Annotated in this window: 19 protein-coding genes; 10 read left to right on the top strand and 9 right to left on the bottom strand. The window is 43.9% G+C overall.

Features of this window, described 5'->3' with window-relative positions; translation table 11 throughout:
* Positions 1-55: 55 nt before the first annotated feature.
* Positions 56-712 carry a crotonase/enoyl-CoA hydratase family protein gene (locus GVO63_RS00665; RefSeq protein WP_159577727.1) on the top strand — a complete coding sequence of 219 codons (657 nt, stop codon included), beginning with the start codon at positions 56-58 and terminating at the stop codon, positions 710-712.
* 112 nt (positions 713-824) lie between these two features.
* Here the strand turns inward: GVO63_RS00665 and GVO63_RS00670 are convergent, their stop codons facing one another.
* Positions 825-1,340 carry a DUF962 domain-containing protein gene (locus GVO63_RS00670; RefSeq protein ID WP_159577728.1) on the bottom strand — a complete coding sequence of 172 codons (516 nt, stop codon included), beginning with the start codon at positions 1,338-1,340 and terminating at the stop codon, positions 825-827.
* Positions 1,341-1,526: 186 nt separating this feature from the next.
* On the opposite strand from GVO63_RS00670, the gene GVO63_RS00675 reads away from it, so the two are divergent.
* From GVO63_RS00675 to GVO63_RS00695, 5 genes are all read left to right on the top strand, one after another.
* Complete coding sequence (locus tag GVO63_RS00675; RefSeq protein WP_159577729.1) at positions 1,527-2,384, top strand: META domain-containing protein; 858 nt, start codon at positions 1,527-1,529, stop codon at positions 2,382-2,384.
* 837 nt (positions 2,385-3,221) lie between these two features.
* Positions 3,222-4,688 carry a betaine-aldehyde dehydrogenase gene (gene betB, locus GVO63_RS00680; RefSeq protein ID WP_159577730.1) on the top strand — a complete coding sequence of 489 codons (1,467 nt, stop codon included), beginning with the start codon at positions 3,222-3,224 and terminating at the stop codon, positions 4,686-4,688.
* A 21-nt stretch (positions 4,689-4,709) separates the two neighbouring features.
* A complete protein-coding gene (gene betA / locus GVO63_RS00685; RefSeq protein WP_159577731.1) occupies positions 4,710-6,362 on the top strand; it encodes a choline dehydrogenase in 1,653 nt (550 codons plus the stop codon).
* A 167-nt stretch (positions 6,363-6,529) separates the two neighbouring features.
* Positions 6,530-7,747, top strand: a complete 1,218-nt coding sequence (locus GVO63_RS00690) for a BCCT family transporter (protein ID WP_159577732.1) — start codon at positions 6,530-6,532, stop codon at positions 7,745-7,747.
* Positions 7,748-7,887: 140 nt separating this feature from the next.
* A complete protein-coding gene (locus tag GVO63_RS00695; protein WP_159577733.1) occupies positions 7,888-8,607 on the top strand; it encodes a TorF family putative porin in 720 nt (239 codons plus the stop codon).
* A 40-nt stretch (positions 8,608-8,647) separates the two neighbouring features.
* Here GVO63_RS00695 and GVO63_RS00700 read toward each other — a convergent pair whose 3' ends face one another.
* The 3 genes from GVO63_RS00700 to soxR all read right to left on the bottom strand — a co-directional run bounded on the left by GVO63_RS00700 (position 8,648) and on the right by soxR (position 13,276).
* Positions 8,648-11,701 carry a diguanylate cyclase gene (locus GVO63_RS00700; protein ID WP_159577734.1) on the bottom strand — a complete coding sequence of 1,018 codons (3,054 nt, stop codon included), beginning with the start codon at positions 11,699-11,701 and terminating at the stop codon, positions 8,648-8,650.
* Between the two features lie 135 nt (positions 11,702-11,836).
* A complete protein-coding gene (gene rlmF / locus GVO63_RS00705) occupies positions 11,837-12,793 on the bottom strand; it encodes a 23S rRNA (adenine(1618)-N(6))-methyltransferase RlmF (RefSeq protein WP_159577735.1) in 957 nt (318 codons plus the stop codon).
* A 6-nt stretch (positions 12,794-12,799) separates the two neighbouring features.
* Positions 12,800-13,276 carry a redox-sensitive transcriptional activator SoxR gene (gene soxR, locus GVO63_RS00710; RefSeq protein ID WP_159577736.1) on the bottom strand — a complete coding sequence of 159 codons (477 nt, stop codon included), beginning with the start codon at positions 13,274-13,276 and terminating at the stop codon, positions 12,800-12,802.
* A gap of 108 nt (positions 13,277-13,384) precedes the next feature.
* On the opposite strand from soxR, the gene GVO63_RS00715 reads away from it, so the two are divergent.
* On the top strand, positions 13,385-13,765 hold the full coding sequence (locus tag GVO63_RS00715) for a VOC family protein (protein ID WP_159577737.1): 381 nt from the start codon (positions 13,385-13,387) through the stop codon (positions 13,763-13,765).
* A 145-nt stretch (positions 13,766-13,910) separates the two neighbouring features.
* Positions 13,911-15,254 carry a M24 family metallopeptidase gene (locus GVO63_RS00720; protein WP_159577738.1) on the top strand — a complete coding sequence of 448 codons (1,344 nt, stop codon included), beginning with the start codon at positions 13,911-13,913 and terminating at the stop codon, positions 15,252-15,254.
* 208 nt (positions 15,255-15,462) lie between these two features.
* Here GVO63_RS00720 and GVO63_RS00725 read toward each other — a convergent pair whose 3' ends face one another.
* The 3 genes from GVO63_RS00725 to GVO63_RS00735 form a co-directional block, all read right to left on the bottom strand.
* On the bottom strand, positions 15,463-15,930 hold the full coding sequence (locus tag GVO63_RS00725; protein ID WP_159493811.1) for a DUF3718 domain-containing protein: 468 nt from the start codon (positions 15,928-15,930) through the stop codon (positions 15,463-15,465).
* 333 nt (positions 15,931-16,263) lie between these two features.
* On the bottom strand, positions 16,264-17,376 hold the full coding sequence (locus tag GVO63_RS00730) for a hypothetical protein (protein ID WP_159577739.1): 1,113 nt from the start codon (positions 17,374-17,376) through the stop codon (positions 16,264-16,266).
* 48 nt (positions 17,377-17,424) lie between these two features.
* Positions 17,425-18,225, bottom strand: a complete 801-nt coding sequence (locus tag GVO63_RS00735; protein WP_159577740.1) for a PaaX family transcriptional regulator — start codon at positions 18,223-18,225, stop codon at positions 17,425-17,427.
* A gap of 261 nt (positions 18,226-18,486) precedes the next feature.
* Between GVO63_RS00735 and GVO63_RS00740 the strand changes: the two genes are divergently transcribed.
* On the top strand, positions 18,487-20,169 hold the full coding sequence (locus GVO63_RS00740) for an acyl-CoA dehydrogenase family protein (protein ID WP_159577741.1): 1,683 nt from the start codon (positions 18,487-18,489) through the stop codon (positions 20,167-20,169).
* Between the two features lie 49 nt (positions 20,170-20,218).
* Here GVO63_RS00740 and GVO63_RS00745 read toward each other — a convergent pair whose 3' ends face one another.
* A complete protein-coding gene (locus GVO63_RS00745; RefSeq protein ID WP_159577742.1) occupies positions 20,219-20,872 on the bottom strand; it encodes a hypothetical protein in 654 nt (217 codons plus the stop codon).
* 215 nt (positions 20,873-21,087) lie between these two features.
* On the opposite strand from GVO63_RS00745, the gene GVO63_RS00750 reads away from it, so the two are divergent.
* Positions 21,088-23,064 carry a S9 family peptidase gene (locus GVO63_RS00750; protein WP_159577743.1) on the top strand — a complete coding sequence of 659 codons (1,977 nt, stop codon included), beginning with the start codon at positions 21,088-21,090 and terminating at the stop codon, positions 23,062-23,064.
* 61 nt (positions 23,065-23,125) lie between these two features.
* Here GVO63_RS00750 and GVO63_RS00755 read toward each other — a convergent pair whose 3' ends face one another.
* The gene (locus tag GVO63_RS00755) at positions 23,126-24,187 is read right to left on the bottom strand and encodes an L-dopachrome tautomerase-related protein (protein WP_159577744.1); all 1,062 of its coding nucleotides are present in this window, start codon (positions 24,185-24,187) and stop codon (positions 23,126-23,128) included.
* Positions 24,188-24,280: the final 93 nt, after the last annotated feature.

Raw genomic sequence — 24,280 nt, forward strand, 5'->3', positions numbered from 1 at the left:
GCTTGAAAGAGCGTAACGTACATTAATCTCTACCTTAAAAGTGACAGGACATACCATGGCGTTTAACTTAGCTATTAATAATGATATTGCGGTAATTACTTTCGACGACGGAAAAGTTAACGCTGTAGGCTTTACCCTTATACAACAATTTAACGACGCCCTTGATGAAGCAGAAAAAAACGCAAGCGCTGTTGTATTACATGGGGGCGAAGGAAAATTTTGCGGTGGCTTCGATTTATCGGTCATGAAAGCCGATGATAAAGCCAAACAACAGGAATTAGTGTCAAAAGGCGCTGAGTTAATCGTGCGCCTTTATAGCTTTCCGCTCCCGGTTATAGTTGCTGCAGAAGGGCACAGTATTGCAATGGGCGCAATTATGCTAATGGCTGCAGATCTGCGTATAGGAAAAGATGCGGACACTAAGTATGGTCTGAATGAAACCGCTATTGGTATGGTCCTTCCGCCTTTTGGCATGGAGCTCGCCAAAGCCAGACTCGCCAATACCAGTCAAACCGAAGCGTTACTTTTCTCTCGTATTTATCAAGGAAGCGAAGCGGTTAAAGCAGGCTTTTTAGATGCTGCAGTACCGCAAGAACAAGTTTTGGCTACAGCCATGAGTTATGCCGAAAAACTCAAAATGTTGCCAAGGCAATCCTTTGCTGATTCTAAGCTACAGCTGCGTAAAGAGACATTAGCAAAAATGAAAGCGTAAAGCCTGCAATGTAAAAACGCGTTACTGTTTATTAAAGCGGCATCCATGTATAGACGTCCCTGCTACTAGTGCCGCTTCTTAGCGTGTTAACGCGTATTCTTAGTTTGTTTGGTCACTTTACGGGGCCAGAGCGGCGTTCAATTTCTTCTTTAAGTGAATGTCTTAAGCCTAATTCAAAGCTCAATTCCGCAAGAACAAACAGAGGCCCTATTGCCAACCCCATTATGTCGTCCACAAACGCTGGCTTTTTGCCCTCAAAATGATGACCGATGAATTGCAGCGCCCATCCAGCAATGAAAATACCTAAAGAAACGTAAAGCCATGGGCCTAAGTCAAGCTGCGCGATTGGATACGCAAAATATACCATAGCGCCAGTGAGCACTGTCATCACTGCACCAAGCTTGACATCTAACTTAACATAAAAGGCGTTACCAATAGCCCATACAAACAATGCAGGACTCACTATCATGGCTCCCAAAACCGGCACATTAACGAGATAGGCTGGCTTGCTTAGCAAACAGAATACCGAAAAAACGATAAGCGGAATTCCGACATAGTGGGTGTAGATATTCTTTTGATCCCTGTGATACTTCGCATACTCACTTAAATGCTGTTCTAAATTTTTCATACTGCTTCAACCAAAAAAAACGAACATGTAGTTTACTCTTGCCACGTTTATCCAAACTGTCGTTTTGCCGACAAACTAACGTTTATCAATGAATACTCAACATCTCTTCCCCACTTTTCGCTAAAGGTGAACTAAGTTGAGGAAACTGACTCCTATTGTTATTGATAAAAAACATATGGAGTTTTCATGACTTACAGGAAGTATCTCCGAGCTTTGGCGATCCCAACACTTCTCTCTCTTACGGCGTGCAGTTCAGTTTCTTCAATCTATTCCTCAGACGCTCAAAAACCAACTCGTGAGGATGAACAGTTGGCGCTCTCGAATAGCCATTGGCAGGTCGAAAGCATTAACCAAGCGGGTATTATTGACTTTAGCCACGTTAGCCTTAACGTGAATTCAATTGACGGTGCGAGCAGAATAAGTGGCAGCACAGGCTGTAATCAATACGCCAGTGTGCTCAATATAAATCATACTGATGGCGCATTAGGAGAGCGCAGTGAAGCTCAAGTATTTGCTACTGAAAACATCATACTGACTAAAAAGATGTGCGCGCCAGCGCTCATGAAGCAAGAACAACGCTTTGTAGATGCCCTGTCTTCGACGAAAACGTTCGCGATACTAGATAACACGTGGCTCGTCCTCTACGACAGCGAAAGCAACGAAACAGTAAAAGCGGTGATTGCAGATTCATCACTCACGTCAGCAAAAATACGCGCTAAACCACGCCATACTGAAATGGAGACGTTGCCCCAGGCGCTTTCAAAGAAACAAGATGTTGTTGATGCCAACGTGGCAACAAACATCTCGACATATGAGTGTGAAACACCGAATGCGAGTACTAGAGAGCTACGTGTTAATGCCTTAGGTGCCGACACATTAGCCCTGTCTATTAATAACACCCATCATATTGTGCAATTGTCTCGTTCTGCTTCGGGCGCTAAATACACCAATAACAAAGGTGTGGTGTTTTGGAACAAAGGTGATGCTGCAACCCTTACCATAAATTCAGGGCACTATTTTTGCCAGATAATTTCTGTGAGCTAACTTCTGTGAGCTAACTTCTATGAAATAACTTCTGCGTGTTACGCCCTGAGACGTAAATACTGACACGCAAGCGTTAAACCGTCAGCACGGCAAAATTTGTCAGCTTCAGAAACCCTGTGGCGAGTACTCAGCTTTTTACTGTATACCCGCCTTCGGCTCATAAGTTTTATGAGTGTGAGATTAATAAGAGTACACACTACAAGGGCATCCTTTTTGTATTGTTACGTATTTACGTTTTCCAGATTAGCTCTGTTCGAGTTTTTACAACACGATTAGATGAGCCAAACTATCGCCGCTTGCGTCTCTGCATCATCACTTTTGAGATACCTATTTCTAATTGATTTCAATTAAACATTTCCCATCCTTCATTCGCTTACAGTGAGACCCTTAACATCAACAGTTAGGGTTTTCTTTATATATTTAATATTTCTCACTTTGTTTATATAAATCATACATTTAAATCTAAACCACTTTATCTCAACTCCCTTTCTTTCTTCGTCCAAAGATACATCAACGTTGAAATAATAATTAGAACACTATACAATTTATTTTTATTGAACAGTCAATCAAAATAAATTATCACCTTTAGATAAGCAAAGATGTTGTAGTGAAAAGCTCGCAAATGCACTGCTGGCGCGAAAAGAAAAGGTGGAATTTATTGAGAGTAAAGCAATTGATTTAGACGCTTTAAAAGCTCAGCGAAAAAAAATAGTTTCAACACTAGTCATCCTTTTGAAACTTTACATACGTATTAACTAACAATTATTTAATTTTTTTATTCGCAGACCATGCTGGTTGTTGAGCTTTTTCAGCACCATACAAAACAGGAGTTTATGCATGTCATTACCGACTTATCAGAATTTCATTCACGGAAAACCGATGGCAAACAAAAGCAAAGAAACCTTTGCAGTGACCAACCCCGCAACCGGTGAAGTAATTTATCACGTAGAAGTGGCTGATGAGTTTATTCAAAAAGAAGCGATAAAAAGCGCGAAAGAAGGGTTTGCAGTGTGGTCAACAATGACGCCAATGGAAAGAACCCGCATCCTAAACAAAGCGGTAGCGCTGCTTCGTGAGCGGAATGATGAACTGGCAAAGCTTGAAGTGCTTGATACGGGTAAACCGATTCAAGAAGCCGATTGTGTGGATATTGAAACCGGCGCTGACGTCATCGAATATTACGCAGGTCTTGCGCCAACGCAATTAGGTACCCAACAATCTGTTGGCGGCGATTTCTTTTACACGCGTAAAGAAGCGCTCGGTATCTGTGCCGGTATCGGCGCATGGAACTACCCTATCCAAATTGCGTGTTGGAAATCGGGCCCAGCCCTTGCTGCAGGTAATGCCTTTATATTTAAGCCTTCGGAAGAAACCCCAATGGGTGCACTAAAACTGGCTGAAATTTTTACAGAAGCAGGTGTTCCTGCCGGTGTATTCAATGTGGTTCAAGGCGCAGCACAAGTGGGTCAATGGCTAACTACCAGTCCTGATATTGAAAAGGTTTCATTTACCGGTGAAGTGGGTACAGGTAAAAAAGTGATGCAAAGCGCCGCTGCATCGAACTTGAAAGACGTCACGATGGAGCTTGGCGGCAAATCGCCCCTCATCGTTTTTGAAGATGCCGATATAAGCCAAGCCGTGAGTGCGGCAATGCTAGGAAACTTTTATACCCAAGGTGAGATCTGCACCAACTGCACACGGGTTTTCGTACAACGCTCAGTATACCAAGCTTTTATCGATGAGCTTAAAACCCGCACAGAGAATAACATTGTGATGGGCGACCCGCTTGACCCTAACGTTAATCTTGGCGCACTTATCTCTAAGAAGCATCAGGAATTAGTATTGGGTTATATCGCAAAGGGTAAAGAAGAAGGCGCAACGCTACTAACCGGCGGTAACGCGGTGTCTCCAGCTTCTGCACCTAATGGCTATTTCGTGGAGCCAACTGTTTTCACCGACTGCACCGACGATATGACCATTGTTAAGGAAGAAATTTTCGGCCCGGTAATGAGCGTGTTGGTGTTCGATGATGAAGAGGAAGTGATTGCCCGAGCGAATGATACTGAACTAGGACTCGCAGCAGGTGTGTTTAGTAAAGATATTCAGCGTGCACACCGGGTTATCCACCAGTTGCAAGCGGGTATTTGCTGGATTAACGCCTATGGAAACTCGCCGGCTGAAATGCCCGTAGGCGGTTACAAGCAGTCAGGCATTGGGCGTGAAAACGGTGTTGAAACGCTGAATAGCTACACACAAACCAAATCGGTTTATGTAGGTATGAGCCAAATCGAAAGCCCGTTTTAATAAGCGATCAAAGGAGTGTATATGCAGACATTTGATTACATTATTGTAGGTGCAGGTTCAGCCGGCTGTGTGCTGGCAAACCGCCTGTCAGAGGATCCGGCGCACAACGTGCTGCTGCTTGAAACCGGTGGTTCGGATAAAAGCATTTTTATTAAAATGCCAACTGCTTTGTCTATTCCTATGAATACCGACAAGTATGCATGGCAGTTTAACACTGAGAAAGAACCTTATTTAAACAACCGTGAAATGCACTGCCCACGAGGTAAAGTGTTAGGTGGCTCGTCTTCTATCAACGGTATGGTGTATGTGCGCGGCCACGCGAAGGATTTTGACGAGTGGGAATCGCACGGTGCACAAGGCTGGAATTACCAAGCCTGTTTACCTTACTTCCAAAAAGCGGAAACGTGGTACAAAGGTAACGATGCCTATCGTGGTGGCAATGGCGAGCTTGGCGTAAATAACGGCAACGAAATGAAGAACCCACTTTATAAGGCCTTCATCAAAGCCGGTGAACAAGCAGGTTACGACATTACCAGCGATTATAACGGCAAGCAGCAAGAGGGCTTCGGGCCTATGCACATGACGGTTAAAAACGGCGTGCGCAGTTCGGCAAGCCGTGAGTACCTTGACCCAGTAAAATCGCGTAAAAATTTAACCATAGTGACCGGTGCGCTGGTTACCAAGGTAGTGCTGGAAGATAAAGTCGCTAAGGGCGTTGAATATGTGGTTAACGGTAAAACAAACACTGCAAACACATCTAACGAAGTGATCCTAAGCGCTGGCTCCATTGGCTCGCCACACATTCTCCAGCTTTCTGGCATTGGCGATAAAGCCATTCTTGAAAAAGCAGGCATTGAGACTAAGCATCACCTGCCTGGTGTGGGTCAAAACCTGCAAGATCACTTGGAATTTTATTTCCAATATAAGTGCAAGCAGCCCATTACGCTAAATCGCAAGCTGGGCTTGATTTCTAAAGGGTTGATCGGCGCTCGCTGGTTATTCACCCGTTCAGGGTTAGGTGCAACGAATCACTTTGAGTCGTGCGCGTTCATTCGCTCAAAAGCTGAGGTGGAATGGCCTGATATCCAGTACCACTTTTTGCCAGCGGCCATTCGTTATGACGGGAAGTCAGCATTCGACGGCGATGGCTTTCAAGTGCACGTGGGCCACAATAAACCAAAAAGTAGAGGTAGCGTTACCATTCAGTCGGCTGACCCGACGGTTCCGCCTAAAATCTTGTTCAACTATTTGCAACATCAAGATGATATCGAAGGGTTTAGAGCATGCGTGAAACTAACAAGGGAAATCATTGCACAGCCAGCATTCGACGACTTTAGAGACGGCGAAATTCAACCTGGCGAGCACATCCAGACGGATGAAGAAATAGATGCCTTCGTGCGTGAAGCCGTTGAGAGTGCCTACCATCCATCGTGCTCGTGCAAAATGGGAGAAGATGAGATGGCAGTGGTTGACTCTCAAACCAATGTACGTGGGATTGAAGGTCTGCGCGTGGTGGACTCATCTATTTTCCCAACAATCCCGAACGGTAACTTGAATGCGCCGACAATTATGGTAGCGGAAAAAGCCGCGGATATGATTTTAGGCAAACCCGCATTGCCACCCCAAGATGTCGCAGTGGCGGTTCATCCTAATTGGCAAGCCGAGCAACGCTAGGCGTTTCAACAAATTTGCACCAGTGTGCGTCGTCGTATTACAAGCACACCTTCCATAGTGCTTACACGGAGCCATCATCATGGCACTCACGTGTAATTGGGTGGACAATTTAATAACGAAAAAAGGAAAAAACATGGTACTTTTTTATCAATACTGGGAGGGTGACAATGACAGTATGGCTTAGTGCAGGCATCATATTCACCCTACTTTCGGTTGCTTACATTTTGTTTAAGTGGGGCAATATGAAAGTCGTTGGCGTGATGCCCGTAAGAACCTTCACCTTTGTTGCTATTCTTTTTACCTCGGGTTTAGATGTGGGGCTTATCATGTTCCCGCTTACCGAGTTTGCAGGTTATGCTGACATAAGCGCAAGTCCTGAATATGCATTCACCAATCCACTCGCAATCGAGTTCGGCTTTTGGGGTTTCTTAATTTGGGGGTTTTATTTTCTTACTTGTTTTTATTTCTGTGTAATCGAGCCTAAGGTTAAGTTTTTTGAGCTCCCTGTGGTGAAGTTTGTCAACAACGTAGTAATCATCGGTACCTGTGCGTTTACAGCCTCTTTACTGCTTGCAAACCTGCCATGGTATTTGCCTTCGGTAGGTGACGGTGAATCGGTTGTGCCCGCTTTCTACCTTATTGTTTTTGCGGCCATTGCATTTGCCGTTTATTCAAGTACCAACATCAAATATGTACGGATTTTAAGTCTTACGACAACCTGGGTGTTTATTGCGCTTATCGTCGGTATGTGGGCCGCGGCATTCGTGTTTGGTGAAAGTAAGATGACGGCTTACTTTACTAACCTAGGCTTAATTGGTGGCTATTTTGCTAATATCCATAATTTTGTACTGCCTATTAATGAGTATCATGAGTTTTACTTATTCTGGTGGTTCAGTTGGAGCATTATGATAGGTCAATTTACGTCTCGCTTTGTAGGTGGTCTTAAGACATACCAAGTTATGTTGGCCATGATGGTCGTCCCATCAATACCTATCGCAGCGTGGTTTTCGGTGCTTTACCACTATCACAGTGCAGGTATACCCACTGAAGGAATAACGAATATCGCCATGGTACTTGTCGGCATTGTGTTTGTGATCAACTCGCTTGATTCACTCATCAGACTGTACACCGACAACCTAAATATGACGGTTGAGCGGATTGGTAAAGGCAAATACATTGCTTTTAACATCGTTGCACTTTCGCTGCTTACCTTATTATTTAAGCTAGACTTCTTGCAAATACAGTGGGTGGGCGCGTTAGTTATCGCCATCTTCTTCAGCTGCTTTGCTTTCATTCTAAGTCAGAAGTTTAAATCGGTAACCGGCATCAAAACCTCCCCGAAAGAGAACAAAATCGACTTTACGAAAATAGAAAGTCTTAACTAAAACCTTTAATAGCAGTTAGTTTCCCTCTGTCTTCACTGGCTCTTGTGACCCAGTGAAGTCCCACTGTGCCCTCACACTAGAGGCATAGTGCGAAAAGCAAACTATGCTGTAACAAACAACGATAAAAACAGGTGTTTAAAATGAAAAAATCGAACGCTTTTCTGCCGTCTAAAAGACTAGTGGCGGCTTTTATTGCAGCACTTTATTCTTCACTGTCTTTCGCTGATTGGAGCGCTAATATTTCTGCAGTTTCAGACTATATGTTCAACGGTGTAAGTCAGACGCAAAACGACCCTGCATTACAGGGAGGTATTGACAAGGCATTTGAAAATGGCACCTATGCGGGTACATGGGCATCAAATGTTGATTTTGGCGGTGATACCAACCTAGAGTGGGATTTCTACGTAGGGCGTTACCAAATGCTGACCGATACTATAAGTATCGATTACGGTATTGCATACTATTCTTACCACGGTGGTGACGATTCGAGTGACGGCAACTATCCAGAGGTGTACACCAAGTTTGGCTATGCCAGCGACCTTGGTAGCTCAGAACTAAACTTCTGGTACACATGGGACTACTTTGGTACAGGCGCAAAACACGCGATCGCTATGGTTGCTCACACTTTCGAACTTGCGCCCAATCACAACTTACGTGCCAGCTTCGATTTATCTAACTCGTTAGACAGCGAAAAGTGGATTTGGCAGGGTGAAGATACATCGTTTTACCACTATCGTTTGGCCTATCAAACAAGTTACGAAGGTTTTGATTTCGAAATTGCCGCTGAAAACACAAACTTAGATTTCGATACAGCCGATGAGCGCATTGTGTTTGGCGTATCAAAAACGTTTAGCTTCTAAAAGCTAGCGAGTTTTGGGTAATTATCTATGCGGACTGGTATTACTCACGGCTATTGTTTTGTAACGACGTTGAAAGCAGTAGCCCTTTATCAGCAGCAGTGGAAAGACCATCGACACTCCAGTCTGACCACGCTGCCATTTCTTTTGATGCGCTGATAAAAGTAGTGCCATTACGGCCATTACTTTTTGCTTTATAGAGTGCCCAGTCCGCAATTAAAATAGCGTGTTCCCATATTTTTAAATCAAGCGTGCAGTCATCCCAAGGTAGCCTTGTCGCCCCGATAGACATTGAAATGGGTGTAGGTAATTCCAATATATGATGAAGCGACGCTATGGATTTATGAAGGCGTTTGTTAAATTCAGTAATATCGCTGCGGTTTATGGAAGGGACGACCAATAAAAATTCTTCTCCCCCCCATCGAATTAATTTGTCTGTATTTCGACTTACTGCACGTAATGCTTTAGCAACATGATAAAGAGCACTGTCGCCTTTTTCATGACCGTATGTGTCGTTTAACTGCTTGAAGTTATCTAAGTCGATTAAGAAAATCGCACATACCTCATCGAGATCGATTGAGACTTCACGCTGTTCTGATCTGGTATTGACGGTATTAAAGAGGTTAGGAACAAAACCTTTAACAGCCCTTCGGTTATATAGGCCGGTCAACGGATCGGTAATCGCCGCTTCTTCTAAGGCTTTATTTTTTTGTTGAAGTTCGCTGTTGACGCGCTCAAACGCGGCGGTACGCTCATTAACGCGCGCTTCAAGTATCTCATTACGTTGGCGATACGAAGCAATCCGTTGACGATAAATCAGAAACAACAGGGTGAGTAGAAGCAGGGCTCCAATTGACTTCACCCACATAGACTCCCACCAGTAGGGCTCTACGTACAGCGCTATTGAATCTCCCGGCAGCCAGTCTTTGCCATCTATTCTAGACTGAACTTCAAAAACAGTTTGACCCGCCGACAATTTAGCTAAGAAGGCCTCTTCACGGGAACCAGCATAGATCCAATCACTACCATCCAAACGATATCGATACTCTGGAGCAGACTCAGCGGAGAAAATAGGACGGGAAAATAAAATCTCTGCATTTCTTTTAATATGCAGATTTAACTCTTCGCCGACGCTGTTTTCTCGTTTTCCATCGACATAAATTCCCGTTATAAACGTTCGCGTAGACAGCGGGCGACTCGCTTCATTTTTAACAGCGACCACACCATTTAACGTTGGCAAATATAAGATGTCGTTGAACACCACAGATCTGAAATTACCGGCACCGTTGCAACATCGTAAATCTGAGCGCGCACTGAATGTGCCGTCATCTCTTAAGACAACCGTACTTTTCATATGCGTACTGGTCATGTCGTTAATGTCGATATAAGCAACACCACTTGCTCCGCTCAGCCAAAGCTGTTCGCCACGGGTTGTAATGCTGAAGATATCTTGAAAAGGTAACCCATTTTTGATGTTAAACAATTGCCACTGCTTGGTTTTATCGAGCATAAACAAACCTTGTCCATAGGTTCCAAGAAGCAGCCTTCCGTCATCTACTTCAAGCAATGAAGATGCAAAAACATTACTACCGTTGAGTAACTCAGACTCTTGCCACCTTCCTTCTTTTAGACTAAACAAACCTGATTCTGTGCCAACCCACAATACACCGTCTTTCGCGCTTAGCATGCTGCGAACGGACTGATTTTCAAACACCGGGATGGGGTTAAAGCCGACACCGTCAAACTCGAATAGCCCTTTTACCGTCGCCACATAAAATGCATTTTCTCCTTGATATAGGGTATTGATTTGTAGGCCAGTAAATTCAGGTACTGGGCTAAACTGCGTATCCCCCTTTCGCCCCTTAAAAAGACCTTTGCGAGTTCCCACCCACAGCGCTTCGCGCCCTTCAAAAAAACTATAAGCGTCGTTGCCTTCGATTGCGCTTGGTGGAACGACCAATGACCAGTCATCTTCTGAATTACGAATAAATACGCCATTATTGGTCGCAGCATAAAGGCGCTCTTCATTTGCATAAAAAGACCATACTCGAGCATGGTAAATATCCTGAGATGGCGCCACACGCTTTGCATTTGTTTGCCAATAAATCGTTAATCCGTTTGTTTTGGTTCCCAGAAACCACACGGCATCGTCATTGAGCAGCACACTATTGTCGAGCACAAGCTTTTTATCTATGAATGAGGTTAGGTCACTAAGCGCTGGTTTTGCTTTTGCAGTGATTTCAAAAAGCTGACCTTCATCCGAAATCGCTACCACACCACCATTTTGCCGCTTAAATAGGTTCCTAAATTTGTGCTCTGCAATGGTTGGCATAACCTCGAAAGAACAGTGGTCAGGAGACAGTTTAAAACGATGAAGTATTTGCTCCTTTAAAAGGTAGGCAATGTTATTTTGTATTATTAAGCGCTCTGTTTCACCTGAAACGCCAATTGGATAGCGGCATTTTTCGCGCACTGATGATGTGAGGCTTGTCTGTAGCAAATTACCCTGGAAGTCTAGTAGCCACAGGTTGCGCATATCGTAGTAAGACGATGTAATGTCATCTTTGACGTAGTTAACAGAATTAACTTTATCCTCATGGCGTAACCACAGTGAATCTGTCATCACCCATACCTTGTTCTTAGTATCAGCGATGACCTGTCTGATCGGCCTGTCATCAAAGTCTGTATCTACTGCCTCAAACTTGCCATCAGCGAAACTCACCAGTCTACTTCCTGTCACTATCCAAAGGCGCCCTGTATTATCTAAGAACAGTGAGTTAATCCAATTGGAGCCTAGCTCTGGAGTATTAATGCTGTTGAAAAATTCAAACTTGCGTCCGTCAAACCTTGCAAGCCCGTTTTCTGTACCAAGCCATAAAAATCCCTGCTTGTCTTTCACTATCGCTTTGATGGAGATCTGCGGAAGTCCTTTTGCTGCAACGTATTGCCCCTCCTCATACGTAGGTACGCCGGCCACGCTCCATTGCTCAACCCGATAGCTTGAACTGGCTGAAGCACTGCTCACAATACCAAACATTGAAAAAGCAAAAAGAAAAGAACAGAGAGTAACTATCAAAGATACGATTTGGTTCTTCATCTTGCCTCAGATAAAACAACAGATGACGCGTAGAACTTTAATTTCATAATGATATGACGTTGCGAGCTAACAGCGAAACAATACGTCAATAGTTGTTCATATAACAAACCCTGTCAAATCAACATTCGTATAAGTTTAGAGAGAAAAAGACCATGCAATAAAGCGACTTAGCTTGCTTCCCTGCCCCATATCGATCACTTTACATTGCGTAGCACCATGGTAGTTAATGCTAGTTTTAATGGCTTTTAAGTGCGCACTTTTAGACACCAGACAAGTAAACCACACTACGTTTTCTTTAACCAAAACGCTCTCTTCCACCATACGTTGAATGAAAGCAAGCTCCCCCCCTTCGCACCAAAGTTCATTCGCTTGGCCTCTAAAGTTCAAGTTTGCTGCTTGGTCTCGATTTTTTCGTTCCAACAAACTTGTGCCATAACCAAAACCTTGAGCTTGATTGTCTTTGAGTATTCCTCCCCTTCGCTTTTGTTTATTGCGGGCCAAGTTGGATGTTTTTCTGCGGGTGCCCGACAGCGCATCCTGCGCAGACTTGTGAAAGGGTGGATTACACATAGTAAAGGTAAAGCGCTCATTACCTTCAATCACGCCATTAAAAATATGCGTACTATTCGCTTGTTTGCGCACTTGGAATTTGTTCATCAACACACTATTTTTGCTGGCAATAGTTTTAGCATTTTTTACCGCGACATCATCAACATCACTGCCTACGAACGACCAGTCATAGGACGTGACGCCAATAATGGGGTAGATAGCATTTGCCCCCACGCCGATGTCCAGCCCCCGAGCGTCTTGTGCACTGCCACAGGTTGATTTTAATAAGTCTGCAATGCTGTGAATATAATCGGCTCTGCCAGGCACAGGCGGGCATAAGTAGCCCTCAGGGATATCCCAATAATCAAGCCGATAATAGTGATGCAGCAAGGCGGCGTTAAGCACCTTTACGGCTTGTGGATTAGTAAAATCGATACTGGTATTGCCGCTTTTGGCGCTCACAAGAAACGGCTTAAGCGCTGGGTATGACAGGCACAGCGCATCCATCGGATAGCCGCTCTTGTGGAGGTTTTTTGAATGCATGAAGCGCTACTTTTTGTGTGAAACTAAAAACTGAGATTGTACATTTTCATCGAGCAACTGGGCCCCACTGCCTCGGGCTGCTACTTTATCATTGGTATTGTAAAGCCTACAGCGTTCTAATGACAAACATCCACAGCCAATACAGCCCTCTAATGACGTTTTCAAACTAGTCAGTGCCGCTATCTTTTCTTCGATATGTCGGTTAAACACAGTACTTAGCTTTGCCCAATCGGCTTGTGTTGGTGTTCTATTATCAGGCAGTGTGGACAATAAGTGCTTTATTTGCGCAAGGGAATAACTCATGTTTTGCGCGATTAAGATAAAAGACACTCTGCGAATGACAGAACGAGGAAATACTCTATTCCCACCACTGGTGCGCACAGAAGGAATAAGTCCCTCATTGGCATAATAGCGAATAAGGGAAACTGCATTGCCAGTACGCTTAGCAATAAATCCAATACTTACCATGGGTTCCGGTGCCATTGCGCCTCTCTTTTTACAATTATCAAATGCCGCTTTAAAAACGCTTGATCTAAAGTTAACTTTAGATATTAAGCTGTTTCTCGTTGATTATCTACACGAGGAAAACACATGGCCACTGCATACATAGAGCACACAAATATCACCGTTGAAAACCCAGATGAACTGGCGAACTTGCTTTGCACACTCTTTGACTGGAAAGTGAGATGGAGCGGCGGCGCAAAAAATGACGGCTACACCGTTCACGTAGGAAACGATAAAGACTACCTTGCGCTATACAGACCTAAAACCGTTAATAAGGTAGAGATCGATTATAAAACCCTAGCCTATGTGAATCATATCGGCATTGTCGTGCCTGATTTGAGCGAAACGGAACAACGGGTTTTGGCACTTAACTATAGTACTTTTAACCACGGTGATTATGAGCCAGGTAAACGCTTTTATTTCATGGCCCAGGAAAATATTGAGATTGAGGTCGTCTCATACACATAGCGCACACAGGTTTCACCTAGCTCAAAATTCAGTAATGATGTTAAATTAACGTAACTTCACTGGTGCGTGTTTTACTCTTTCATCTTATTGACCGAAGAGACACGCGCACGGTGACCACAAAAATAACAACAGACAGGAAACATGGATGAGAAAGGTACTAGCGATAAGTATAGGTTTGGTGATGTTTGCTTTATCGGCAACCTCGTGGGCAAATAACATACTGAGTATGAAGCAACGCAGCGAGCTAATTGATAGGATCACTGTAGAACGATTCAATTCCGTATTGCCCCAAATTATGGCACGAGAAGGCATCGATATGTGGGTGCTGATGTCACGAGAGTACAACGAAGACCCCGTATTAAAAACCATGCTGCCTTCTACGTGGATATCCGCTAGACGCCATACCATGTTAGTCATTTACAACCCAGGCGAAGGCCAGCCCCTGGAGCGTCTGGCCGTTGCAAGATATGCGGTTGGTTCACTATTTAAAAAAGCCTGGGACAAGGAAGCACAACCTGATCAGTGGCAGGCATTGAAACACATTATTGAATCACGAAATCCCGCCAAAATTGCCATTAATACCTCTGATGCATTTGCACTTGCTGACGGCATGACGTCTACCGAATATGAAAAATTCATGGCCATGCTTTCTGAAGAACTTAAAAGTCGGGTCGTGAGCGGCGAAAAGCTTTCAATAGGTTGGTTAGAAACGCGTAGTGACTTGGAAATGCAGTATTACCCAGTACTTACCCAAATTGGTCATTCTCTTATAGCGACAGCATTTTCAAATGAGGTCATTACCCCCAACGTGACTACGACCGACGATGTTGTATGGTGGCTTCGCGACCAAACGCGCGCTCTAGGGCTAACGAATTGGTTTCATCCTACGGTCTCAATCCAACGTCAAGACAATGAAGTGTTCGATCAAATCGCTGCATTTAGCAAACGCCCTGGCGAGAATATCATTCGTCCAGGAGATTTAATCCACGTTGACTTCGGCATTACTTACCTAAGACTCAACACCGATCAACAGCAGCATGCTTACGTGCTAAAACCAGGCGAGGAAGACGCGCCGGCATCACTTAAAAATGCCCTAAAAGCCGGAAACCGATTGCAAGATATTTTAACCAACAATTTTAAAGTAGGCCGAACGGGAAATACTATTTTGAGTATGTCGCGACAGCAAGCTATTGAGCAAGGGATCACGCCTGCTATTTATACCCACCCGCTCGGTTTTCACGGGCATGCGGCTGGCCCAACGATAGGTATGTGGGACGCTCAGGAAGGTGTACCTATTCAGGGCGACTACCCAATGTTTGGAAAAACGGCGTATTCAATAGAACTTAATGCGGCAAGCTTTATTGAAGAATGGAACAAAGAGATACGCATTATGCTGGAAGAGGATGCGTTTTTTGACGGTAAATCTGTGACTTATTTAGATGGCAGGCAAACGGCGTTTCATTTAATCCATTCTGGCGTTAATCAATAACGGCATGCGAATTATTACGTCTATTTTTCATTAATATTCTTACGCAAAAAAGAACGCTGTGAGGCTAGATAGCCAGCCAAAGTGAGCAAAGGAATTGGAGAGATAGAAGCTTAAAAAGCGTAAAGTGTCAGGCCTTTTGCCTTTTCAAACAAAAGGCCATGAAACTGTACAAAGTATTAGCAGTAGGTCGCTATCCTAAAACGTGGTCTTATTCCGCGACTTTGCGTACGACTACGTTCTCTGCGCTGTATTCACGAACAAAGTCAGAGATTGTTTTGTGGTTACAGATGATGTTTTCACCTTCTAGACCAAACTTCGCCAGTGCAGCTTCTTTACCAACAGAAATCGCTTCTAAACAAGCTTGAGAGGCTACGTCTTGGTTCTTTGCGACAAGTGCCACTGTTTTCGCGTTTTCAGTCGCCTTGTTGTTTCTGTACATGTAAGCGAAAGTGCGAAGTGATTCGCCGTTACAGCGAACAGATGCACTGAACTCTTCAGCATTAAAGCCATTGGCACGAATAAGACGCAGTGCAGGGCCAAAACCTTCTTTAGCGGCAGTTAAGCACGCTTGTGTTTCGATGTTGTCGGCAATGGGCTTGAGAACCACATCTTTTGCAAAGGATTGAGCCGCTGCAACAGATAAGGTTAGCGCTATAGCGAAAGTAGACAGTTTCATTTTTGAATTCCTATTTTGTAACTAAATTAGATATCACCTAGATGATGAGTACATTATGAACAAAACTTTCAAAGAATAAAGCAATTTCTGTAATTTAATTACACAAATAGTGAATTTTTAAGACGCATTACGATAAAAATGAAATTTATTTACAAAAATACAAATAATTTTTATAAAATTTTACGTATGCGTCTTTTTTGTTACAGATTGAGCGCAGAAGAAAAGGAAAAGAGCGCGCTCGACAATGCCTTCAGCGCGCTTCTTTTTGTTATTGAGAAGTAGTAATACCAGTCCGCATAGATAGGTCACCTGTGTAGTCTTACAAGTCTTAACTTATAAAATGAGATCGTGCATCCAATTAAGTGAAGGTAACTGCTGTTCTGGTTGGTAAAACAGGCGGTTCAGCCTACCCAGTAAATTAACGGAGCGGCTGGGATCATGAGCTTTCACTCTGTGCTCACTTTCAGTAAGCATGAACTCCCATGGCTGTAGGTTCAGTTCGTCGACCTCTTTTTGCCCAACGCCAAGCGACTTAAGCGTTGACAAAATGCGCTCTGTCTTACTCTCAGCAATAGGTATTATCTGGTTTCCGTATAAATTATCGAGGGGGTCGTTAATGGCTTCTAACGTGTGGTTAATAGCCGCCCACACTTCATCATGATCAAACCTCCAGTCTCGCGGTGCATAATACCCCTCTATTTCCCATTCAAATTCAGCGTTGCTAACAGCAATAGAACTTTCCGCCTCGGGAGAATAAGCTAAATCGGGCTTGGCTCCTATGTTGTAAGCGTCTACGCTCATGGCAATACAGACAATCAAATCGCCACAGCGCACTTTGTTGGTATAAAGCGCTTCAAAAGCGGCCCGTTTAACCCCCATCCAGCCATGGACTTTAGAAGGCTGTTCAGCGAAGTGCCTAACGTCATTAGGCAAATCTTCGCCGTAGGCATCAATCAGCAGAGGAAGCGGACTCTGATCTGGCGCTTCATCAGGCATCCATACTTCATATTCTTGCCTGTTGTCGGCCTTTCCTCGACTTTTAATACCGTATGACAAATTCACTGGGCGACAAATACTTCTATCTTCATCCACTTTATGAAAGTACTCCGACCGCATGCGTTTAATGAACGGCGCGTCTAGCCCTGCTAGTGCAGCCGTTGGATAGCGATAACCTATTTCACTGTGCTCTACCATATGCAACGTTGGAATAGCTGCTGTAAGCTTGTTTTTCAAGCCTGATAGTACGTTCACCCTTGGCAATACAATGCTGCGCTCCGGCTCAATAGTGAGTCGGCTGCCGTCTTCAGTGACAAACTTTGGGGTTTTATGAAATTCATAACCAGTAAATCCCAATGTATTCACCGCCGCGTTCCGGTATTGAGAAAGCTCACTGAAAAGCGCTGTATGATTGCGTATATGCTTAAACAAGGGTCTTGATGCGGTCATATTTACTTCCATTTCGGCTACTTCCGTTCTAATTGCAAAGTGACTAACCTAATTTTGATTTAAAAAGCGATGCCATATCTCTGCGCCCGTATCATCATATTGCTTCACCAGCTCTCGATAATGCTCGCGCATCGCTACATCAACTAGCGGAGAGGGTAATAAAGGGTCAAACACCAAATGATACAGCGCTCTGTCACCTATCAAATAAGATTCTTTCGTCGCTTCTTCAAGCGTTAATGATGGTATTCGCTTTAACGAGCGCTCTATTTCAATACAACCGTCTCGATAAAGCGCCTCTAGCTTAAGGTGAGCCCATAACTTCATAGCTTTCTTCTGCATTTCACTTTCAAAGTCGCTTGCAGTAAACACCATGACTTTTTTGGACAATCCAAGAGCAATAAGTTTTTCTCTTACCTCTGCTGCCCCCCCTGACAAATTATTTGGCCTGATATACATATCGCTTACCAGTTTCTTCATCCCCATGAGTTTGAGGGCACGCTCATTCGTTCTATGCTGTTTCTTATCGCTTTTAGGAAGCATATTGGTTTGCGCTACCACCCAGTCGTGTCGCCAAGGTTTCAGGTAGTGCTGCACATCTCGCCAGTGATGAATTTCTTTTGCAAACCCTTTCCCCATCTCACCGAGCTGGTAATAGCCGCGCTCTACCAACGTAATTAACTGCGTGGAATGCAACCGAGTAAGCGTAACTCGAATATTATTCTCCGAAATACCAAACAGCGCCCCCACTCGCACAGCCGCGCTCGCATTCATTTGTATATTGTCACGGGAGCCAAGCAATTTAAGCAGAAGCTTTCGTGCGACAGGCTTTTTTTCTGTTAGTTGTTGCAAATTCTTAGTACTTCTTCATGTTCATCTTAATTTTCACGCCGTATCAGGGCCGTTTCTCCTAACGTTCCCTTTTACTCACTTAAGTGTTAGATGTGCCTACCTAAGACGCTCTATAGCTAAATTACAACCAAGAGAGACTCATCCATCATTATATAAAGGTGACGCTTGCACAAACATTACATTAAATATCAATTTGAAACTTAATAAGTAATGTTTTACTGTGGTAACTTTGAACAGGTGCTTATATTCGGTGACAAAAACATGACTATCGCTGACCGTTTTACTACCCATATTGTAGAGAATCAGCCCACTATTCTTGCTCCCTACAACCTGTGGAGCGATGACCCTTTGTTGCGCAGCTTAGTTTGTCAGTATTTACCTCACTCTCATCAGAATGACGAAGCACTTTTAGTTAAATACGGCGCATTGGCCGGCGATACACTTATGGCTCACGGTGAACTTGCCAATAAGAATAAGCCTGAGCTGCATACATTTGATCGCTATGGTCGCCGTATTGATCATGTAACATTTCATCCAAGCTATCACGCACTTATGGAAAGTGCGATGCAGCACAATGTACACAATTATTCATGGAAGCATGAAGGCATTGATGGTGCACACACCATCCGCGCCGCGCTAATGTATATGCATTACCAAGCGGAGGCTGGCACATCGTGCCCATTGACCATGACTCACGCTGCGATACCCGCTATGCGGCATGGTGAAAAGTTGCCCGCATATTATCTAGATAAAACGATAAATGGTGTCTATGATCCCCGCTCACTGCCAGCAAGTCAGAAACATGGGCTTACCATAGGTATGGGGATGACAGAAAAGCAAGGCGGCTCTGATGTTAGGCGCAATACCACGACAGCGGCAAAGCAAGCTGATGGCAGCTACCGTGTTATAGGTCACAAGTTCTTTTTCTCTGCGCCTATGTGCGACGCTCATCTTATTCTCGCGCAAGCAGAAGGTGGACTAAGCTGCTTTCTACTGCCAAGGTTTCTCGAAAATGGCGAACGTAATAATGTGCGAATTCAGCGTTTAAAAGACAAGCTAGGCGATTGGAGTAACGCTTCATCTGAAGTGGAGTTCCAAAACGCCACCGCATACTTAATTGGTCAGGAAGGTCGCGGCGTGCCTGTGATCATTGAGATGGTATCGCTCACACGCCTAGACTGCATGATTGGATCTTCGGCGCTTATGCGGCAATCACTCGTACATGCTTTACATCATGTAAGTCACCGCGACGCCTTTGGCAAAACCCTCGCCAATCAGCCCCTTATGCAAAACGTATTGGCAGATCTTACCATCGAATGCGCAGCCGCTACTGCGCTCACTTTGCGCGTTGCAAAAGCGGTTGATAGTGCTTCTCGCGATCAACACGAAGGTGCCATTGCACGACTTGCAACCGCCATTGGAAAGTATTGGATATGTAAACGTACCCCCATGTTTGTGAACGAAGCACAAGAATGTTTAGGCGGTATTGGTTACGTTGAAGAACACCCCATGCCACGTTATTACCGCCAAGCGCCACTTAATTCCATATGGGAAGGAAGCGGAAACGTGCAATGTTTAGATGTTTTACGCGCTCTGAATAAAGAGCCGAATGTAAAGGAAGCCTTGTTTAAGGAACTTTACGGGCAAAAGGGCAAAAATAAACACTATGACAATCATGTTACCACGCTATTTGACGTGTTATCGAATACGCAAAATATGGAATCGCGCAGCCGTTATCTAACAGAACAGATGGCGATAGCCCTTCAAGCTTGCTCATTGCTTTCAACGTGCACGTCACTTGCCGATAACGACGCACTTGTCGATATTACTCATGCATTCTGTGAGTCTAGGATTAGCAAAGCAGGTGGCTTTGCTTTAGGTACATTACCCGACACCACACCGTTCGAAAAAATCATCGCCCTTGGACAGATTTCATCTGACTGAGCAATATTAAACATTTCAAACCCGTGTTCTCGTGCACTAACGTTAAGTTTTAATTTTTATACCACTTAGGAAAGTCACAGTTAGGGTTCACGAACAGCGTAATATTAGTCCTTTCTAGGGCGGTTCTAGAAAACTGAAGATCCGAATTCAGGTTAGCACTAATATTATCCGCTAAACTAAAGTCCACCCGTCCTCTAAGCACCATATCAACACCTGCTTTTACGCTTTCCACTTCGATAACATTAAGCCCTGCATCAATAAATTGCTTAAAAAACTCTGACTCGTGTGACGTTCTTAGCAAAGCCACAGAATGGCCTGCGAGATCTGAAAGGTGCGTCCATTCAAAATCACCCGCATCGAGTTTGGCTCTTACTAACCCTATCGTTACTAAGCCGTTCGATAATTTTATTTTTTCTGAGGCGATATCCTTGTTTACAGGGTAAAAGCTTGCACACCATTTATTCTCTCTTATCAGTTGTGAAATGCGTGCGGGAGGTGCGAAAGCCGGTGTCCACGTTACAGTATCGTCGGTTGTTTTTTGCTGAAGTAATGAAAAAGCAACACCGTTATTCACGGAAGAAGGTGACGTAAAAGGGGGATAATCAACGGCTAATACTGCTATGTTTTTTGCGAATGAATAGCAAGGCAACATGGCAATGTAGGCGGCTATACCTCCTAGCACTAGTAATTGTACTGTCCTCATGAATACACCACGTACTGGATATCTTCTCAAGAATATATCTAAGGATTCATCACCCCGCAATGTATTTGGGGCCAACGAGGATATAGCTAGAGCAAGCGAGTAACGAGTCTAAAAACCCTAAATCTTTAAAAGATTTTATGATTTCTTCAATTGAAATTGCATAGTAGTTTAGTTAATGTGCAAAACTAATAAAAACAAAAAAATTAGGAAAACATATGAAATGGATCCTTCTAGTGTGGCTATCGTTGTCAGCGTTTGCCGCCTCATCTACTCAATTGCCCCTCGAATATTTTACTAAGCATGGTGACTACCTAGACATGAAACTGTCACCTAATGGAAACTACATTGCTGCGCGTGTTAGGTACGACAGTAAAGTTATCCTAGTAATTTTAGATCGGAAAACACTCGCCTTAGTCGGAGGAGTTCGCCCTGGTAATAAAGATATTATCCATACCATGAATTGGGTTAATGAAGAGCGTTTAGTTTTCGAGTACGCAGAAAAATTTAGTTATCTGGATGCGCCTATACCTACTGGTGAATTATTCGGTGTCAATGTTGATGGAAGCAAACAAGAATTGCTTTATGGTTTCCGAGCGGGAGATGCCAAGCTAGGTAGTCGTATGTCTACCAAAGACGATACATTGGCGAGTCAGGAAATTCTTAGTTTTCTTGAAAACGATGATAATAATATCCTAATCATTGAATATCCGTGGACGAAAACTGGAAATGTCTATTACGACGACCGCTCAAAGCAACCGGTTATCAGTAAGCTCAATATTTACAATGGCCGCAAAAGGAAAGTAGACGTTCTACCTTACGGTCACAGCAGAGCGCTGGCGAATAAAGCGGGTAATATCAACTTTATGAGCTGGGAAGATAACGAAGGTCGTTACCATTCAGCCTATCGAGAGAATGAAGATGATGAGTGGACTGATCTAGGCGACAAGTTCGCGCAGGACGGTTATCTTCAGCCCATTGGTGCGAGTGAGGACGAGCAGTCAATTTTCCTTGGTGGTCGAAGAGGAGAAAAGGGTATTTATACGCTCTTCTCACTAGATTTAAATTCAGGTGAATATAAGGCCATATTCGATGACCATGACACCGACATAGAACATTTCATTCTCGATAAAAATGGGATTCCAGCTGTGGGAATTACCTATCCTGGGAAGTCCAAGCCAGAGTATGCAAAAGTCGCTTCTGAAACGTCATCGACTTATAAATTATTAGCCGAGGCCTTTGGTGATCAAACTGTGCGTATCACCAGCAGAACTAAGGATTGGAAAACACTACTGGTACATGTAAGTGGCGATGTTAATCCCGGAGAATATTACCTTTTTGACAGCGAGACACTCAAAGCGGAGTTCGTATGGGCGAACAGCTCTTGGATCGACCCGCGAATGCTTGCTCAAATGGCGCCGATAGCGTTTGAAACCTCAGATGGCATCACGGTTAATGGTTATTTGACGCTTCCCACTCAAACAAAACCAGGAGAAAAGCCCCCTCTTGTTGTGATGATTCATGGCGGTCCACATCAAGCTGGCACACGTGATTTTTGGCGATACGATCCTGAAACGCAGCTACTAGCAAATCGCGGTTACTCTGTATTGCGTGTTAATTTTAGAGGCAGTGATGGCTACGGTCAGGCATTTGAACGTGCAGGGTATAAAGAGTGGGGAGGCAAAATGATTCAAGATATCAACGAAGCCACTCAATGGGTAATCGATAAAGGCTATGTCGATGGTAAAAACGTCTGTACTTATGGCGCTAGCTATGGCGGATACGCTGCGCTAATGTCTGTTGTTAGAGCCCCAGATCTTTATAAATGCGCGATTGGATACGTGGGTATTTACGATATGCAGTATATCTTTTCAGAAAGTGACATACCGAACAACTGGGGAGGTCAGGCGTATTTATCAAAAGTACTAGGAAATGACCAAGCCCAATTACACGACTATTCTCCAATTAACCATGTTGATAAAATTAAAGCGAAGGTAATGCTCATACATGGTTCAAAAGATAGACGTGTTCCAGAGATAAATGCTGAGGCATTGTCTGAGCGTTTAACGGCTGCAGGAAAACCACCCGTTTATTTGCAATATAAACAAGCTGGACATGGTGTATACGATGAAGAGAATAGAAGAGAGCTTTATCAGGGCTTACTTGATTTCTTAGAAGCTAACATAAAATCGTAATATTAACGGCGTTGTATTCAACAATTTTGTAATACAACGCTGTTTTTTCTATGAAGTGCGTTTAATTAAACGGAAGCGCAGTTTTGTAAACTTCAAACGTCATCTCGCTGACATCCCTACCCGCATCTTGTATCTTGCTGTTCGTGTAGTAAAGCGAACCGTTATAAATACTGAATGTGTCAGCCCAATTCACCACGTCTCCCTTCACGAGAGTTCGAAGGTCAAGACTCGGCGTAAGGTACTGAACCTCTTGCTTTTCTAAATCAGCTAAATAAACATTGCCCTCGTGAAAAATCATGCCATCAGGAGCCCCAGTGGTGGCAACTTTTCGCACTTTTTTGACCAGGTCTTCACTTGACGCATTCTCAATATCTGATGTGTTAATGGCATAAAGCGAATAGCCCGATAAGGCGTGAAAATATAACGTACCGTTCAAGGTATCGAGTGCAATACCATCAGACTGAACTGTCATAGTAAAGGGTTTACCTTGGATACTTAATGCCTCTACTTCTGCTTTGGTGGTTTTGTGATTATCCAGAATGCGATAGCTTGTGTTGTCATCAAGGTTGTACACCACCAAACCAGCATGACCCGAGTCGGTCATATAGATACGGTTCGTTTTCTCATCTACTCGTAAATCGTTGATATACGAGTCAGGGTGATAAGCATCATCGCTGAGTATCAAGGCCCCTTCAATTTCGTTTGACGTTAAATCGACGACAAACAAGCGCGGTGCATCCACTACGCCTTGAAACTTTGGATTGCGAGTATCTAATACATACAGTTTATCCTTGTGCGCGACGACGGATTGTACAGCTAAAAAGCAATCTTTACGCACCTCGCTTTGCGCCACGCAATCATTGGCTTTGCTATTAGGATAAGCAATAAAGTCTCCAGTATCTGTAACTTGCGCAACAGAAAACTGCACGCCGTCGCGCCAGTTGGGTGCATTCACAAATACGCGCCCGGTGTTACTTACTGTAACGCCAGTAATCTGCGTGCCTTTCACGTCACCAACCAATTCAACCTGAGAATTTATCGAACTCTGTGCTGCTGTGTTAAGTGAAAAAAAGGACGCCACCACTGCAGCCAGTACACCTTGTTTTACTACCATTGAATTCATGTTTACACTCCTTTGGATGACTGCCGATACCTCTCACCCTACGAAAAAACCTGGGCTCAGAAAATGACAAAATAGCTTGGTATATAAGCCAAC

It is taken from the genome of Alteromonas sp. KUL106 (assembly GCF_009811415.1).
Classification (GTDB): Bacteria; Pseudomonadota; Gammaproteobacteria; order Enterobacterales; family Alteromonadaceae; genus Alteromonas.